This is a genomic window from Arthrobacter sp. Hb9-2, assembly GCF_059091165.1.
Genome location: NZ_JBNHGJ010000016.1, coordinates 1 through 17013 on the forward strand (window position 1 = coordinate 1; position 17013 = coordinate 17013).

13 protein-coding genes are annotated in these 17013 nt (G+C 64.4%); all 13 read right to left on the bottom strand.

The features are described 5' to 3' along the window. Positions 1-1471 (bottom strand): hypothetical protein (locus AC5RV1_RS10730; protein WP_493994510.1); only part of this gene is annotated, 1471 nt, incomplete at its 3' end. Between the two features lie 152 nt (positions 1472-1623). Continuing rightward, positions 1624-2619, bottom strand: coding sequence for a glycosyltransferase (locus AC5RV1_RS10735; protein ID WP_493994511.1), 996 nt, complete (start codon positions 2617-2619; stop codon positions 1624-1626). Between the two features lies 1 nt (position 2620). After that, entirely contained in the window at positions 2621-3478 is an 858-nt protein-coding gene (locus AC5RV1_RS10740; protein ID WP_256247218.1) for a glycosyltransferase family 2 protein, read from the bottom strand. Positions 3479-3938: 460 nt separating this feature from the next. Continuing rightward, on the bottom strand, positions 3939-5261 hold the full coding sequence (locus AC5RV1_RS10745) for a M18 family aminopeptidase (protein WP_493994512.1): 1323 nt from the start codon (positions 5259-5261) through the stop codon (positions 3939-3941). A gap of 10 nt (positions 5262-5271) precedes the next feature. Next, a complete protein-coding gene (locus AC5RV1_RS10750; RefSeq protein ID WP_493994513.1) occupies positions 5272-6156 on the bottom strand; it encodes an intradiol ring-cleavage dioxygenase in 885 nt (294 codons plus the stop codon). 58 nt (positions 6157-6214) lie between these two features. Continuing rightward, positions 6215-6907: a response regulator gene (locus AC5RV1_RS10755; RefSeq protein ID WP_493994514.1), complete on the bottom strand. Its 693-nt coding sequence runs from the start codon at positions 6905-6907 to the stop codon at positions 6215-6217. Further along, a complete protein-coding gene (locus AC5RV1_RS10760; protein ID WP_493994515.1) occupies positions 6904-8256 on the bottom strand; it encodes a sensor histidine kinase in 1353 nt (450 codons plus the stop codon). Before AC5RV1_RS10760 ends, AC5RV1_RS10755 begins: the two co-directional genes overlap by 4 nt. A gap of 22 nt (positions 8257-8278) precedes the next feature. Further along, a complete protein-coding gene (locus tag AC5RV1_RS10765) occupies positions 8279-9166 on the bottom strand; it encodes a DUF2705 family protein (protein ID WP_493994516.1) in 888 nt (295 codons plus the stop codon). A gap of 14 nt (positions 9167-9180) precedes the next feature. Then, on the bottom strand, positions 9181-10128 hold the full coding sequence (locus AC5RV1_RS10770; RefSeq protein WP_493945551.1) for an ABC transporter ATP-binding protein: 948 nt from the start codon (positions 10126-10128) through the stop codon (positions 9181-9183). A gap of 173 nt (positions 10129-10301) precedes the next feature. Continuing rightward, the gene (locus tag AC5RV1_RS10775) at positions 10302-11798 is read right to left on the bottom strand and encodes a bifunctional phosphatase PAP2/diacylglycerol kinase family protein (RefSeq protein WP_493994517.1); all 1497 of its coding nucleotides are present in this window, start codon (positions 11796-11798) and stop codon (positions 10302-10304) included. 62 nt (positions 11799-11860) lie between these two features. Continuing rightward, positions 11861-13057 (bottom strand): MFS transporter, encoded by a 1197-nt coding sequence (locus AC5RV1_RS10780; RefSeq protein WP_493994518.1) that lies wholly within the window; start codon positions 13055-13057, stop codon positions 11861-11863. Positions 13058-13228: 171 nt separating this feature from the next. Continuing rightward, on the bottom strand, positions 13229-14911 hold the full coding sequence (locus AC5RV1_RS10785) for an ATP-binding cassette domain-containing protein (protein WP_430226792.1): 1683 nt from the start codon (positions 14909-14911) through the stop codon (positions 13229-13231). 93 nt (positions 14912-15004) lie between these two features. Next, positions 15005-16993, bottom strand: coding sequence for a penicillin-binding transpeptidase domain-containing protein (locus tag AC5RV1_RS10790; protein ID WP_493994519.1), 1989 nt, complete (start codon positions 16991-16993; stop codon positions 15005-15007). Between the last annotated feature and the right edge of the window lie 20 nt (positions 16994-17013).

Consider the following 17013-nt stretch of genomic DNA (forward strand, 5'->3'; position numbering starts at 1 on the left):
CCGAGAACGTCCCCGTCACATTCGACGACACCGCCACAGCATTACCGGATGGCGACGTAGCCGTCACCGTCGGAGGCGTCGTATCACCGCCGCCGGCGGGGCCTTCGTAATGGTGCCAGTACCGGCTTGTAGCGTTTACGTCGGCGAGCAACAACAGACCCGTCGTATTGTTGATGTTCTGTTTGGTCGACGTCACGTTATGGACGTACTGGTCGGCGTCCATGATACGAATCGTCTTCGTCGCGCTGGCGAGCCCGCCGGGGTTGCTTACCGGCGCAGACTTCTCGTAGATTGCGCCCCCCGAACTCGTGCAAACACCAGCGTTCGTCGCACCAGTGCCACTCTTCGGATAGGTAGCGAAGGTACGCAACATCTGCGTGCTCTCATCAATCAGGACGACCACCCGGTTCGGGCACTCGGCCACAGTCGCGATCGTGTGCGCCGACCAGGCCGACGTTGTAGCGTTCAATGCCAACAGCTGGATCAGCGGCTGGGACGACGACGTGAAGGACGTCTTGATTGCGGCGAAAACCCTTCCGCCCGAGGAGTCCAGCCACTTCAGGTTCATGTGGTCATCACCGCTGCGCTGCCCCGAAACTGCTGCAACAGGTGCGGTCCAGGCGGTGTTCGCTGCTCCATCGACGCGGTAGCTCCAATACATGCCGTCCGTGGCGTCACCCACTTGCCGGCTCCACATCACCCCCATCTTGTTCCCACCGAAGGCGATCACAGCAGACGTATCGTCCACCGACACGTTGCTCAACGACGCAGGATGCACGAACGGCGTCCCCCAGGTAACGTCATCCGGACCAGTAGAGGAGACATTAGTGGCGTTGAGATAGATCCGGTTCCCCTGCTGCCACGTGGCCCACAGCCGACCAGTCGAGTCCTTATCGATGGTCAGGGCCTCGACGCGGTGGTTGTTGATGTTGGCAGAACCCAGAAGCCTGTAGGTCTTTGCAGCTGAGTCGTAGCTGTAACGCCGCATCGTGGTCGGGTAGTTCGGCTCAGCTGGCACGCCGTCGTTGACGAACCGATAGCTCGCCACATACAACGTCGTCCCGTCCCACAGCACGTCATGGTGGGTGTTAGCCCGCGTATCCGTCGCCACACGCGTATCAACCCACGCGTTTGTCGCGGCGTTGAAGCGGAAGATATGGAAATCCGAGCTGGCCGTGTCCCACAGGTTCCCCCACCAGGACCCGTCGTTGAACCACAGACCACTCGTTGACCGCTTCGTGCCCGTCGGCGTGCCCGTCCCGGTATGCGACGGACCCTCGACCCCGACATCACCCGGGGCAGCCGATGCCGCAGGCACCACCACAACAACACCCACCGCAAGCAGCACTGCCGTCAGCAGTGCTGCCAGCAGTGAGTGTGGCCGCAGCTTCCGCGACCCGTGTGAACGGAGACCATCTCCAGCGACGAAACCGCGCGGAGCTGTACCCTCGCGCGCAATCTGGTTATTCATGTTCATTCCCCGACCTTTTCAAACTGAAAACTCCTGACAGTGCCGCTCCACCGTGCCCCCGGCCGGTCCGGCAATCGATCACTTTCCATACCCGGAATCAGCTCCGGGGACCGCGGCGTCGGCGGCCCGTAGCAGCTCCTTCGTACGTTTACTCACTGGACTTCCCGCCAGGCAGCATCCACAGGAGCTGTGCTCCCTGGAAGCGGTGAGACGTGGGCCAAGCGCCGGCCGCGCACATAGCCTGCGGCTGTGACGGCCAGAACCGAAACCACGGCCCCTGCCCGCCCAAGTCCTCCCCGGTCGCGGTTCCTGCTCCAGTCGTAAATTCCGGAAACAACGGCGCGTGGCAGGACGCTGCGGACATAGCGGCGTTCGGGGCCCAATGCCCGTTTGTGGCCTACGACCTGGCTGACCTGGGCCTTGGAGATCCCTTCGGACCAGGACCTGGCCAACATGTAGCGGAACGTTCCCCTCTGGGCCGGAACGTGATGGTGTACCAGGGCGGCGGGTTCGTACACGATGCGTGACCCCGGTGTGCCCATCCTCGAACGTATGCAGATCTCCGTCTCTTCACAGCCGAGGGGCTTTGTCCCTTGGCGTCCAAGGTCCAAATTGAAGCCGCCGACCTGACGGAGCACTTCCAGCCGGAAGGACATATTCGCACCGATGACGTTCCTGACCTCGGAGGCCACCTTGGGCAATCCCCTGTAGCTGCAGCCGACGATCCAGTCCAGCTCCTCGCCGAAGTAGGAGGGACGGCCGGCCTCCCATACCGGTTCAACGCGACCGCCCACAGCCAGTACATCGGGATCGTCGTAGTAGGTGATCAGCCGTTCCAGCCAATCGGGAGCCGCCTCGGCGTCGTCATCGAGGAAGGCCACGACATCGGAGGTACAGAGGCCCACTCCCGTGTTCCTGGCCCCGGAGAGCCCCGGGGCACCGCTGCTCTCCACAAGCCTCACGTCATCAACAGTGGCGATGAGGCGCTTATAGAGATCCTGGTTGTGGTCGACAACCACAAAGACCTCGTGTGGGACAACGGTCTGGGCACGGACGGAACCAATGACGTCCAGCAACCTGTCCCAGCGCGCCATCGTGTAGCAGCAGATGACCACGGAAACGGTGGGAGGTTCAGTATGTGTGCGCATGTCAAAGTCCTTGAACTACGGAAAGAAGGCTCTGGGGATCAGTAGGTGTACGTGGAAACCTGACGTTTTCGTATGCATACTTCACTCGCCGGAGGGCCTCGGGGCGGGCTCCGGCAGTCGGCGCTTCCCAAAGCATGCATTCGCGTGCGAGCGTCCCCAAAACCCGCCACCCGTCACGGAACGTCTGCAGATTCGAGGCTCCGGAGATGCGGTCGAGCTCAATGCTGGGTACCTCGGCAATGCGAAGGCCCGCCCTGGCTGCGCGGACAATCAGCTCGGTCTCGATCTCGAACCCGTCTGATTCCAGCTGTAGAACCTCCAGGCATTCCTTGCGGAAGGCTATATATCCGTAACAGAGGTCGGAGTAGTTGCTGCGCAATACAGTATTGGCCATCCACGTAAACGCGCGGTTGCCGGCGCTCCGCAGCCAGGTCAGGTCTTCGGATCCGCCTCCCGTGACGTAACGGGACCCTTTCACGAAGTCGTAGTCGTGCTGGAGCGGGGAGACAAACCACCCGATCTCCTGGGGGTCCATGCTTCCGTCAGCGTCCAGCATGACGATGATGTCTCCAGAGGCTGCAGCGAACCCTGCCCGGAGTGCGACGCCCTTGCCCTTGCGCTGCTCGTCCACCACAACAACGTCGACGCGCAGTGCACGGGCAACGTCGACGGTGTGATCGTGGGAACGCCCATCCACGATCACGACCTCGTCCACGTAGGAGGGCATGCGGCGAATGACCCAGGGAAGGTTCATTGCTTCATTCAGGGTTGGAATAACCACGCTGACTGACGCTCTTGGTGACGAGATAGTCGGCTCGGACAAGGAGACTGGGAGCTGGGTGGAAATAGACAAATGCATCACCACTTCATGACAATTACCGAATAGGAGACAACGTCGCTCTTATGAATGCGCGACACTAGCGCTTGTCGGTCTCGGTCTAGTCTGTGGCCCCAGCTCTTCAGCCGTTGACTCTGCCCGTGTCAAAAGAGCCTACGGTCCGCCCCAGGGGGTGTCACGAGTAGCCTGTACTCCCTTTTCGCCGCAGAATCCCCTGGCCCTACGTAAGTAGCGGGGTTACTGTGCAGGCAAGTACTTAGGTATAGGGTTATCGCCTCATCCGATGATTAGGTATAGGGGGTTTCACGCGTTCCGGGGAAATAGGTACAGGGGTTGTATTGCGAAGTATTTGGCGCCGGTCTATTGTTTTGCATTTTGGGTCTACGGCTCGCTGAACTCCAGGCGTATCGTTCAATTCCCCAGTAGGAACAGCGATGAATACGAAAGCTACGTCCGCTGGCTTACCTGCGGGGAGAACCGGTTACGCTGACCCGTTAGCCGCCGTCCGGAAGAACAGCTCCGTCACGGCTGCCAGACGCCGCGGGTCCTCCACCCCGCACAGCTCCCTGGCAGAATGCATGGAAAGCAACGGAACACCCACGTCCACCGTCCTGATCCCAAGGCGCGTCGCAGTCAGCGGACCAATGGTGGAGCCGCAGGGGATCGCGTTGTTTGAAACAAACTCCTGGTACGGCACCCCGGCTTCACCGGAAAGCCGGGCCCAAAAAGCTGCCCCGTTGGCGTCCGTGGCGTAGCGCTGGTTGGCGTTGATCTTCAGCAGCGGGCCGCCGTTGAGTACAGGGCGGTTGGCGGGGTCGTGCCGCTCGGCGTAGTTGGGGTGGACAGCGTGCCCGGCGTCGGCGGAAACACAGAACGACGCCGCCAGCGCCTGCCGCCGTTGGCTCACCGTGGCACCGAGGCCGTCCGAGATGCGCACCAGCACATCCTCGAGGATGGGCCCGCAGGCCCCGGAGCGGGAGTTGGAGCCAATTTCCTCGTGATCGAAGGCGGCAAGTACGGCGATCGGCCCGCCGGCGGCGCCACCACCAACAGATGAAGCATGCGCAATCAGCGCCACCAGCCCTGCGTGGGTGGCCGAAAGGTTATCCAGGCGCCCGGACGCGAAGAACTCCCCGTTGCCCCCGAAAACCGCAGGTGCCTGTGTGTCTGCAATGACGACGTCGTACCCGCCAATCCGGGCAGGGTCCACGGAAGCGCCGGGAACATGGGAAGCCAGCACCGCAAGCAGGTCACAATCCCCGGCGTTGCCGAGCCCCCATACAGGATTCATGTGCCGTTGCTTGTCCAGTGTGAGGCCATCGTTCACGGTGCGGTCCAGGTGGATGGCCAGCTGCGGGAACCGGAGCATGGGGCCGGTGGCCGTGAGGTGCTCGGTACCGTCCAGCATGACCAGCCGCCCGGCCAGCTGCAGCTCACGGTCCAGCCAGGAGTTCAGCAGCGGCCCCCCGTACACCTCTACGCCTGCCTGCAGCCAGCCGTGCGCACCGATGGTGGGCTTGGGCTTGAGCTTGAAGGAGGGGGAGTCAGTGTGCGCCCCCAGGATGTTGAATCCGGTGGTGGGTCCGGCGCCCCCGGGGACCACCCAGGCGATCAGCGCGCCGTCGCGGATGATGAAGAATGAACCGGCGCCGCCCTCCCAGGGCTCCAACTCATCCAGCCGGACAAACCCGGCGTCCAGCAGCCGGCGGCCGGCTTCGTGCACGGCATGGAAGCTCGACGGCGATGCGCTGACGTAGTCGCCAAGGTCCTGGATGTGGTCTGCAGCGGAGGATGAAGAAGGCATGCTCCCGAGTCTAGAGGGTGACGTTGAGCCCCGCCGTGTAGCCTGCCGCAGCTGATCCGGTCATGGTGGCGAGCTGGTAGATGCCGCCGTCGTTCCTGAACACACTGTCCGACTGCAGCGTGGTGCGGCCCATGTTCCGCCTGCTCGTCTCGTAGCCCGGAGAGGCGTAAACGTCGTCGCAGGAAGCCTTGGTGAGCGCAATCTGCGAAACGGCCAGCACCTGCCCTGCCGCCGTCGCATTGTTCATGGACTCGAACACCTCGAAGTGGATGTGCGGCCAGCGTCCGGAATAGGCGCCGGGGAAAATCGACGTGAAGGTGGCCTGGCCGTTCGCGTCCGCTTCCTGGACGCCGCGCAGGTAGTTCTCGTTGGCTAGTTCCGGGTCGTACATTGAATACCTGCCTTCCCGGTCGCAGTGCCACGCATAGACGGCCGCGCCGGCCAGCGGGACGCACCCGTTCGCGTTGTCCAGCAGTGTCAGGGTGAAGGTCAGCGGTACCCCCTCGGCCCTGGCGGTCCCGGTCCCGAAACTGGACGCGATGTCCCGCCGCACTACGCCCGAGGCTTCCAGCAGGTTGGGCCCGTTCGAGCCGTCAGCCGGAAATGGCCCGGAGGTTTCCCGCGGAATTTCAACGCCGCACTCGGCAATGGCCCGGGTCAGGGTTGATGACGGCGACGCTGGTGCAGCAGCGCCGCCCGCAGCAGCAGTTGCCGGGCCGGCGGACGACGTCGAAGGGCTGGCGTTGGGCGTCGGCCCGCCAGGAGTGCAGGCAGCCAAGGCAGCGGCGGCACCGCCCGCGCCGAGGATCATACCCAGTGACCGGCGGCTCATGATGGTCGAAAGGTCGAATTCGAGGCCGCGGTCGTGGTTCGGGTGGGGGAGGCGATTGCTCATGGAACCATCCAACCGCCCTACCCATAGCCTGCATAGGGTTTCCTGGGGGACGCGTGCGTCAGTAGTCCGGGTTGCTGGGAACCACCAACCCGGTTTCGTATGCATAGACCACTGCTTGGACGCGGTCACGGAGGTGGAGCTTGGTGAGGATGCGCCGGACGTGCGTCTTAACCGTGGCCTCTGACAGGAAGTACCGGTGGGCGATCTCCGCATTGGAGAGGCCCTCGGCCATTGCCTGCAGCATTTCCGTCTCCCTGGGCGTCAGGTCGGCCAGGAGCGGATCGGACGCAGGAGCCGCCGGTGCGGGCTTGGCGGCACCGCGGACATAGGTCTCCAGCAACCGCTGGGTGATCCTGGGCGCCACGACGGCGTCACCGCTGGCCACCAGCCGAACGGCGTTGATCAGTTCCGACGGCGCGGCGTCCTTCAGCAGGAACGCGGACGCGCCTGCCTGGAGGCCCGCGAAGGCATACTCGTCCACATCGAAGGTGGTCAGGATGATGATCCTGGCGCAGGCCCCGGATTCCGTGATGGCACGCGTCGCCTCGATGCCGTCCAGCAAGGGCATCCGCACGTCCATCAGTACCACATCGGGGTTCAGTTCCCGGACCTGGCGGACGGCCTCGGAACCGTTTGACGCTTCGCCCACGATCCGCAGGTCATCCTCGCCCTCGAGGATGAGCCGGAAGCCCATGCGAAGCAGCGGCTGGTCATCCACCAGCAGGACGGTTACGGCCGGATTATTGGTCATGCTTTGCCTTGGAGTTCGTAGGGACGGAGGGATTCGGAAACATCATCGCCAGGCCAGGTAAGAACGCCGTGCACCCGCCAGCCCCGTCCGCTGCGGCCGGCCTCTACTGTGCCGGCGTAGATCCGGGCCCGCTCAGCCATTCCCGTGATTCCCTGGCCGGTGCCGTAGGAGCCGTGCCCCGGGGCGGGGGCCGCGCCGTCGCCAGGGGCGGGACGCCCTGGAAGTCCTGCCCCGTCGTCGAGCACGTCAATGGTGACCGTTGAACCCGTGCGGATAATCGCGACGTCTACCCGTCCCAGCGAACGGCCGTAACGGAGCACATTTGTCAGTGATTCCTGGACAATCCGGTAGACGGTGAGCTGGAAGGAGGCGTCGTCGGGCAGCGCCGGCCCGGTGTGGGAGTAGTGCAGGGGCAGGCCCGCGGTGCGGAACCCCTCCAGCAGCTTGGACAGGGTGTCTCCCGAAGCGAGCGGCAGCGGCGGGGCCGCTGCTCCCGCATCGTCGCGGAGGACACCCAGGACCCGCCGCATGTCGGCGAGGGCCGTCCGGCCTGTCCGGGACAGTTCACCCAGCACCTCGCTGGCGCGCTCGGGACTTTTCCGGACCACGACGGCGGCGCCGTCCGACAGACTGATCATCACCGTCAGCGAGTGGGCCACGACGTCGTGCATCTCCCGGGCGATGCGGTTCCGTTCGTTCACCGACGCGAGCCGGGCGGTCCGCGCTGCCCACGCGGCAACTTCCAGTTCGTGTTCCCGCCCCTGCCGGACGGAGATGCCAATGCCTGTGGCGATGAAATTGGACAGCGTGATGGTCGCCCCGGTGGCGATGCTGGTCAGCAGGTGGAAGTCGCCGGGGTTGACTCCGGTGTCGTGGACGAAGGAGTTCTCCATCGGCCCGACGGCGGCCAGCAGGTAAAGGAGGGCCAGCGGCGCCGTGGCCACCGCCATGGTGATGAGCGCAAAGCGGCGGGTGTGGGCCACTGCCACGGCATACAGCGAGAACCAGAGGCCAGCCGACACATTGGAGCCCCACGGGTGCAGCAGCGTCACGGCCACCTCCGCCACTGCCACAAAGGCAACAAGGCCCACCGGGTGGAAACGGCGGAGGAACATCGCACCGGCCACCGCCACCAGCAGGGCGGTGGCGGGCCAGTTGCCGGACCGGACGGCGTCCGCAACTGTGGGCGCCACCAGCAGGCTGTAGCTGGCGGCCACCACGGCGTCCATCACAAGGGGGTGCCGGTGCAGGTAACGGCGGATGCGCCCCCGGCGCCTGGCCGTGAGCTCCGCAAAGGACGCGTCGGCCTGTCCGGCCGGCGCGTCCCTTCCTACTGCCGTTTCTGTCATGGTCGCGGTTCTTGGTCCATGTTTAGACGTCGCGCTTCTTCAAGGCGATCATTGCCGGGATCAGGAACAACAGCACGTAGCCCAGGAAAATCAGGCCGCCGTGCCAGGGATCGATCACGCCATCGGTGTGGCCGATGGACAGGAAACGTCCGCCCGCCTCGCTCGGAATGTATTGCGGAACGTACTTCCAGAATTCACCGGGAATAAGGGACATGAACCCCGCAGCGATGGAGAGGACGAAGAACATGGCCACCAGGACGGTGATGCCGCCGGCGGAGTTCCGCAGCAGCGTGCCCAGGGACAGGCCGATCAAGGCAACGCCGGCCACGTAGAGACCACCGGTGAAGATGCTGTAAAGCACCCCATCGGTGGACCAGTCGAGGTCGAAGCCCATGCCCTGGAATACCGGCATGGCGATCAGGAAGGTTACTGCTCCGGCGATGGTGGTGATCACGTAGGAAATGACCGCAAGGATGATCGCTTTGGCCACAAAGGCGGGGGTGCGCCGCGGCACGGCGTTCATGGTGGAACGGATCATTCCGGTGGCGTATTCGGAGGACATAAAAAGCACCGCCAGTGATCCGAGGATCAGGATGCCGATCTGCAGGCCGGCGTTCGGCAGGTTGTAGAGGTCGAAGCCCGAGCCCGGCGGAAATGATGCCTCGAGCATTTCGGGGGTCATCGTCTGGCCCTGCTCCCTGGCATTGCGGATCATCTCGTCCAGGTAGGTGTAGCGGATCAGGACGGTCAGAGCGCCAACACCAACGATGGCCGCCAGCGTCAGCAGCAGCAGGATGCGGGTGGACATCAGCGAGAAAAGCTTGATCCATTCGGACCGCAGGACGCCGCCAAAGGTCACGCCCCGTGATCCCGCAGAGGACCGGGTGGAGGCGGTACGGGTTTCAGTCATCGTGCTCATCGTCCTTACTTTCCTGCCGCTGCCGGGGCGGCCACTGCGGATCCGCCGGTCAGGTGCGAATGGTATTCCACTTCGTCCTTGGTGAGGTCGAAGTACGCGTCTTCAAGGGAGGACATCTGCGGGGTGAGCTCGTAGACCAGGACACCGTTGTCCAATGCCACCTGTGCGATCCCGCGGGAATCCATCCCTGTCACTTCGAGGGTTTCGGGCTCGCTGTGGTCCACGGTGACGCCATCGCCTGCCAGGAGGGCAGAAAGTTGCAGCGCGTCGCTTGTGCGGACCAGGGTCCTGGCCTGCCGGGTTCCGGCGATGATCTCCTGGACCGGCGCATCGGCGATGATCCTTCCACGGCCGATGACAATCAGGTGGTCAGCAGTCTGGGACATTTCACTCATGAGATGCGAGGACAGGAAGACGGTTTTGCCCTGGTTTGCGAGGTACCGCACCAGGTTGCGGACCCACAGCACGCCCTCCGGGTCCAGGCCGTTGACGGGTTCGTCCAGGATGAGCGTCTGGGGATCACCCAGAAGCGCGGCGGCGATCCCCAGCCGCTGGCCCATGCCGAGGGAGAAACCGCCGGCCTTCTTGCGGGCCACGGCCTCCAGACCAGTCATCTCGATGACCTCATGGACCCTGTCCTTGGAAATGCCATGCGTGGCGGCCATGGCCAGGAGGTGGTTGTAGGCGCTGCGGCTTGTGTGCACGGCCTTGGCGTCCAGCAGCGCACCCACCTCGTGCAGCGGTGCCTTGTGGTGTGCGTACGGCAGGCCGTTCACGGTGACGGAGCCCGACGTCGGCCGGTCCAGCCCCATGATCATGCGCATGGTGGTGGATTTACCGGCTCCGTTCGGGCCCAGGAATCCCGTGACCAGCCCTGCTTGGACGGTGAAGCTGACCCCGGCCACGGCGGTTTTTCCGCCGTAAACCTTGGTCAGGCCTTTTGCCTCAATCATTGATTGTTCCTTCGGACGGCAGCGCGTGGCTGCGGCAGATGTTCTGGGACGCTTGCGTTATCCACCACGCTACCGAGGCGCAGGCCTGTTTTCGCCGGTCTCAGGGATGATTCAGGGGTAAACCGGGGTAGTCCCCCTGGATGAGGCGCGGCCACCATCAGGGGATAGCGCCGTCAGGGACGGGGGGAGTAGTAGGCAAGAGCCCGGGGCCGCACCCTGTACTCGACACTGCGGACGCCGGCCAACGCCTCGCCGTCGACAGCCAGTGCCATCGGTGCTCCGCCCGCTTCGATGCGCACTTCCTTGGCCTCGGACAAATGGGTGATTCGTGAGGTGGCCAGCGTGCCGGTCAGCACCGACCAGAGCAACCTCAACCGGGCGAAGGACTCATCTGCCGTGATCAGGCGGATGTCCAGGACGCCGTCGTCCATCACCGGCCGCAGCAACGGGGCATGGTCGCGGGGATAGTACCGGCCCCGTCCCACATAGGCGATCCACACTCTGTGGAGCCTGCCGTCCACGGTCAGGGTGGTGGGTGTGCCCGCCGCGAACGTCCGGAACATTGCCACCACTCCGGCGAGGGGCTTTCCCAGTGCCGGCTGCAACTGTTCGCGCCGCCGCACAAAGTTGGGATACAGGCCGACACTGGACGTGTTGAGCATCGTCACTTCCGCCTTTTCGGGCTTTCCGGCCAAGCCGCGCTCCACAGTGATGGTCCCGACGTCCGCCAGGGCAGCTTCGCCTTTCGACGCGGCCGCCAAGGCTTCTTTCAGGCTCCCCGTTCCAGCGTCCCGGGCAAAGTGGTTGATGGTTCCGCCGGGCAGGACCAGCAGGGGGAGTGACCGCTCGACGGCGGCAGTGGCCGCCGCTCCCACTGTTCCGTCACCGCCCCAGACACCCAGCGCTCGTGTCCCCGGACGATCGGAGGTCTCATGGATTGCGGCACTCAGGTCATCGTCCGGCTGCACTGTCTTTATATACGCCTTCGGGAATACCTGCTGAAGTGCTGCGGCCGTCTCCTTGGTAAAGGAACCACCCAAAGTATTCACTACAATCGCCAGCCCTTCCCCTTCGGGCAATTGGGGCGCAGTGGTCCAGGTCCTTGCCGTCTGCGGGAACGACGGGCGGACGGGCCACCACCGCCTCGTAACCAGCGCCGCACCGGCACCTATCGCCGAACCGAACAGCACATCAGAGGGCCAGTGCGCCCCCGTATGGACCCGGGAGTATGCCACCCCGAGCGCTGCCGGAGCCAGCGCTGCACCCAGGGACGGCTTGACCAGCCCTGCCCCTACCGCGAACGCCACCGCCGAAGCCGAGTGACCAGACGGCATGGACGAACTCTTCGGCTGCGGATGCACGAACCGGAACACGGGAAGGTGTTCCGGCAGCGGACGGGCGCGGGGCAGCAGGCTCTTGAACAGTCCATTGGTCACTGCGGAGGCAACTGCCTGAGCGATCAGTCCGTGAAGTGCGGCGCGGCGCGGCCTGCCCGGGATGGTGGCTACGACGGCGGCAATCCCCATCCACAGTTTTCCGTGGTTTGCAGAGGCTGACAGCCGGCGGAAGAACTCGTCATGGTTTCCACCTGGCAGCTTTGATACATGCCGTACCAGGTACTTGTCCGTGCGGCTGATCCACTGATGGCCCCGGCGCCATTTCCTCTGCATGACCTCACCCTACCGCCGCCGCTGCACCTGGCGGCGATGGGTGCAGCACTCCCGGGAGGACCTTACGTGACCTTCAGCGGCTTGGCGGCGCCGGCGAGCAGGAGCGCCAGGATGATAGGTGCAAGGATCGCCAGCAACGCGAAGTGGATTCCCGTCAGGTCGCCCAAATATCCCAACAGGGGAGGCCCGGCCAGGAATGAGGTGTACCCAAGCGTGGAAACAACAGAAACCCTTGCTGCTGCATGTTGGGGGTCATCGGCGGCAGCGGACATTCCCATCGGGAAGGCCAGGGCTGCTCCTACACCCCAGAGTGCCGCGCCCACGGCAGCCAGCCACACATTACCGGCCAGCACGAAGAGGCAAAGACCGGCGGCTGCTGCTGCCATGCTGGCGCGGAGCACGGCAACGCGGCCGTATTTGTCGATGACGCGGCCGCCCAGGAAACGCATCGCTGTCATGGCCAGGACAAAGAGGGCGAACATCAGGGCGCCGGTGGACTCGGAGGTGCCGAGGCCGTCAACGGATGCCTTCGCAATCCAGTCATTGCCAGCACCCTCGGTCAGGGTGGCGCCAAGGATAACGACGCCGATGAGCAAGGTCCGGCTGTCCCGCCAGGCCGAAGGGCCTTTGGCAGGCTTGGCTTCTCCAGCCGCCGGTGTTGGTGCCGTGATGTGCGGAAGGAAGTAGCGGGGAGCAACCATCGTCACCAGCAGCACGATGCCCACGATAACCAGCAGGTGCACCGGCAATCCGACGCCCAGGTTCGACAGCCCTGCTCCAATCAGCGCACCCACGAAGGCTCCGCCACTGAACGCAGCATGGAACTGCGGCATGATGGTCCGCCGCAACTTGTGTTCGACATCGGCACCTTCAAGGTTCTGGGACACATCCCACAGCCCGATGGCTATGCCAAAGAAGAACAAAGCGACTGCTGTGCCCGGAATGGAGGCCATCGAAAGGGACAGCGCAATGGCCGCCCCGGCCACCGAGGCCACCAACCCGCCGAAACGCACAGTGTTGGCCGTGCCGATCCTGCCTACCACCCAACCGGCCGTGGGCAGGGCGAGCAAAGAGCCGATGGCGGTGCAGAGCAGCAGTGTGCCCATTTGGCCGGAGGTTATCTGAAGGGTCTCGGTGACCGCAGGGATCCTCGCTGCCCAGCTGGCGAAAACCAGGCCGTTAATGCCGAAGACAACGAACGTGGCAACTGCCGCTGCTTTCAGGCCAGCCTGCTGTGCCGTTCCGGTATTTAAGCTCATACATTCACTACTTCCACAGAATTGTCATCGAGTCGTCGTTGTTCTTCACGGCTGAACTGTTTGTTGGTGACATCAACACGCTCTCTCACTTAATGCGTCATTTCCGCCAACGCTCTTCCACCCGTGCGAGAGCGTTGGCCCAAAGTGTGCAGGAAGTGAGAGAGCGTCCGGTTAGCGGACGCGCTCCACGCGCTTCTCGTCCCACACCGGCTCGGCTGATTCGTACACCTTGCCGTCCGATCCAAACACCAGGAAGCGGTCAAAGGTCCGGGCGAACCAGCGGTCGTGGGTCACGGCCAGGACTGTGCCCTCGAAGTGGTCAATTGCCCGTTCCAGTGCCTCGGCCGAGTGCAGGTCCAGGTTGTCTGTGGGCTCATCCAAAAGAAGCAGGGTGGCACCGCTCAACTGCAGTAGCAGGATCTGGAACCTGGCTTGCTGCCCGCCGGAAAGGGACTCGTACTTTTGCTCCGACTGCCCCGCCAGCCCATAACCGTCCAGCGCCCCTGCTGCTGCCTCGCGGCCCAGGCCGGACCGGTGTTCGTCACCGCGGTGGAGGATTTCCAGCAGGGTCTTGCCCAACAGGTCGGGCCGGACGTGCGTCTGGGCAAAGAACCCGGGGCGGATCCTGGCTCCGAGTTTCACGGTGCCCTCGTGCGGGACTTCGGCGATTTCGACGTCGGACACGGGCAAGTGCTCCCGCTCCGGGTCGGTGCCACCCGTGGCCAGCAGCCGGAGGAAGTGGCTCTTACCCGAACCGTTTGAGCCCAACACACCTACCCGGTCCCCAAACCACACCTCCGTGGAGAACGGCTTCATCAGCCCGGTGAGTTCCAGCTTCTCCGCCACGATGGCGCGCTTGGCGGTCCGCCCGCCCTTGAGGCGCATCTGCACGTTCTGCTCGATGGGCAGTGCCTCGGGCGGCCCGATCTCCAAAAACTTCGCCAGGCGGGTCTGTGCTGCGTGATACCGGTTGGCCATGTCGGAGCGGAACGCGGCCTTATTCTTGTACATGTTGACGAGTTCCTTGAGCTTGATGTGCTCCTCGTCCCACCGCTTGCGGAGTTCCTCGAAGCGGGCGTTGCGGTCCGCCCGTGCGTCCACATAGGAGCCGAACCCGCCGCCGTGAACCCAGGCCCCGGCGCCGCTGATTCCGGGCTCCAGCGTGACGATGCGCCCGGCTGCGTTGTTCAGCAGTTCACGGTCGTGGCTGATGAAGAACACCGTCTTCTTCGATTCGTTCAGCTTGTCCTCAAGCCAGCGCTTGCCCGGCACGTCCAGGTAGTTATCCGGTTCGTCCAGCAGCAGCAGGTCATCCGGGCCGGCAAAAAGCGCTTCCAGCACCAGCCGCTTCTGTTCACCGCCGGAAAGACTCGACGCCGGGCGGTGCTGGGCGCGGTCAAACGGTAGTCCCAGCGCGGCCATGCACACTTCGTCCCAGACAGTCTCCACGTCGTAGCCTCCGGCGTCTCCCCAATCAACGATGGCTTGGGCATAGCGCATCTGGCTGGGTTCGTCGTCGTGCTCCACCATGGCGAGCTCGGCGTCGTCCACCTCGCGGGCCGCCGCTGCCAGGGCGGGCGGCGCCGCGGAGACCAGCAGGTCGCGGACGGTGGAGCCGTCGCGGACCTGGCCGACGAACTGGCGCATGATGCCCATGTTCCCGGAGCGGCCGATCACGCCTTCGTCGGGAACCAGATCCCCGGCGATGATCCGAAACAGGGTGGTTTTGCCAGTACCGTTGGGGCCGATCAGGGCCGTTTTGGTGCCGTCCGGAACCTTGAAGGTCACGCCGTTCAGCAGTTGGGTGCCGTCGGAAAGGAAGTAATCGATACCGGAAACGTCAATATGGGCCACGTATTCCATCTTCCCACGCCGCGCCCACCCGGATTCTTGTCCAGGTCTGCAGGCCTACCCGGCGTCAGAAGTCCGCGTCTCCGGACAAAAACCCTAGCCCGCGGCGGTCAGGAACTTTTGCAGCAGCGGCCCGGAGGTTGTCGCCCCCAGGCCTCCATCCTCCACAAAAACTGCAACGGCGAGATCACCCTGTACGGCCACAATCCAAGCGTGCGTCTTTGGCGGATTCTCTTTGCCGAACTCGGCCGTGCCGGTCTTGGCGCCAACGGGGGCACCGGGAACACTGGACAGGAAACCTGCGTGGCCTGATGTCACCACGGCCCGCATCATGTCGGCCAGGGACGCCGCTTCCTCGGCGGTGATGGGATTCTCAGAGGCCCGGGACGGAGCCTCCCCGGTGGCCGTGGCGGATGGCTGGGCAGCGGGAGCAGTGGAGCCGCTGGTTGTTCCCTCGGCAGCGGCACCGGCGTCGGCATTCAACACCAGCTGCGGGGCAACCGGCGCACCCTTGGCCACGGAGCCGGCCATCATGGCGGCGGCCAGTGGCGACAGCAGCACCTTTCCCTGGCCGATCATCGAAGCGGCGTGCTCAGTTCCCGCGGCTTCCCCGGGGACGGATCCCAGGAAGGCGGCGGCGCCGAGCGTGGGTGCCTCGACGGCGAGGCCCATCGCCATGGCGGCCGCTTCAAGCTGTCCCTGCGAAACGGTGTCACGGGCGGCGATGAACGCTGTATTGCAGGAGTGGGCAAAGGCGTCACGGAGCGTCACCGAACCCAATGAGCCTTCCGGGTAGCCCTCCGCGTTTTTGAAGGTCCGTCCGTCCACCGTCAACGTGGGCGTGCATTCAACCTTCGACTCAGGGGTCAGCCCGTTACGGAACATCGCCAGCGAATCCACCATCTTGAAGATGGAGCCGGGCGCGTACTGGCCCAGCATCGCCGTGTTGTAGCCGTTGCTGCCCGGGCCGGAGGCGGCCGCCAGGACAGCGCCGGTTGAAGGCCGGAGCGCAACAATCGCAGATGCCGGTTCCACGCCTTCCAGCGTGCTCTCCGCCAGCGACTGCAGCGTAGGATCCAGGGTTGTCTTCAGCGGGGTTCCCGGTGTGGGCTTCACCTCAAAAAGCACCCGGCGCGGATCTGCTGCCGCGGACTGGATCTGTTCCCTCGTCAGGTCGGCGCGCTGAGCACGGATAACGACGGCGTCCGTCCCCCTGAGCTGGTCGTCGTACTGCTGCTGGAGGCCGCCGACGCCGGTGACGTCACCGGCCGTCAGCTCGCCGCCGGATGCCTCGATCTGCTCCGCCGTGGCCTCGCCCACCGAGCCGAGGACGGCGCGGGCAAACGTGCGGCTGGGAGCCAACGGCATTGAGGCCGGAATGGCACGGGCGCCTGGAATCGCCGCAATCTGCTCATTGGTGATAGTGCGGCCTTCTTCGCGCAGGGTGATCGCGGAGACAAAGGCCTCGGCACCCGACGCCTGCACCTGCTGGACGTAAGCGGCAGGGTCAACTCCGACGAGCGCTGCGAGCTTGGTGGCCGCATCAGCAGGATCTCCAGCACCAAGCTGAGGCTTGTCGATACCCACATTCACCACGGGGCGGTACGTCACCAGGGGTACGTCGCCCGCACCCAGGATGTCTGCCCGCTGGGGTGACTGGGAGCCCTTGGTCAGGATCTCGCTGTCGGCCAGGTCCGGCGCCAGGGTGGCCGGATCCCAGACCGTCAGCCATTTGTCCCCGGACTTCTTGAATTTGGCCGAGACGGTGTACTTCCACTCGGCACCACCGAAGTTCCAGGTGTAGTGGAGGGGTGCAGAGGCGTTGTCCCCGTCAAGGGCCAGTTCGCCTGCTTCGACGGCGGGCTTCTGGGGATCAAGTGCCGCAAAGACTTTTTTCAGCTGGTCATTCGCAGCTGCGGAATCCTTGCCGTCGAAGGGCACCGAGCCCACATCCAGTCCGGCTACTGCCGCGGCCAACTGCCCCGCAGCCGCCTCAGCTCCGCTCCTGCCGTCATCGCAGGCAACCAGCGACGTTCCGAGAATGACGGCAGCGATGCCCAAAGAAAGTTTTGTTGATATCCCCATCGCGCCATTATCCCCCGCTT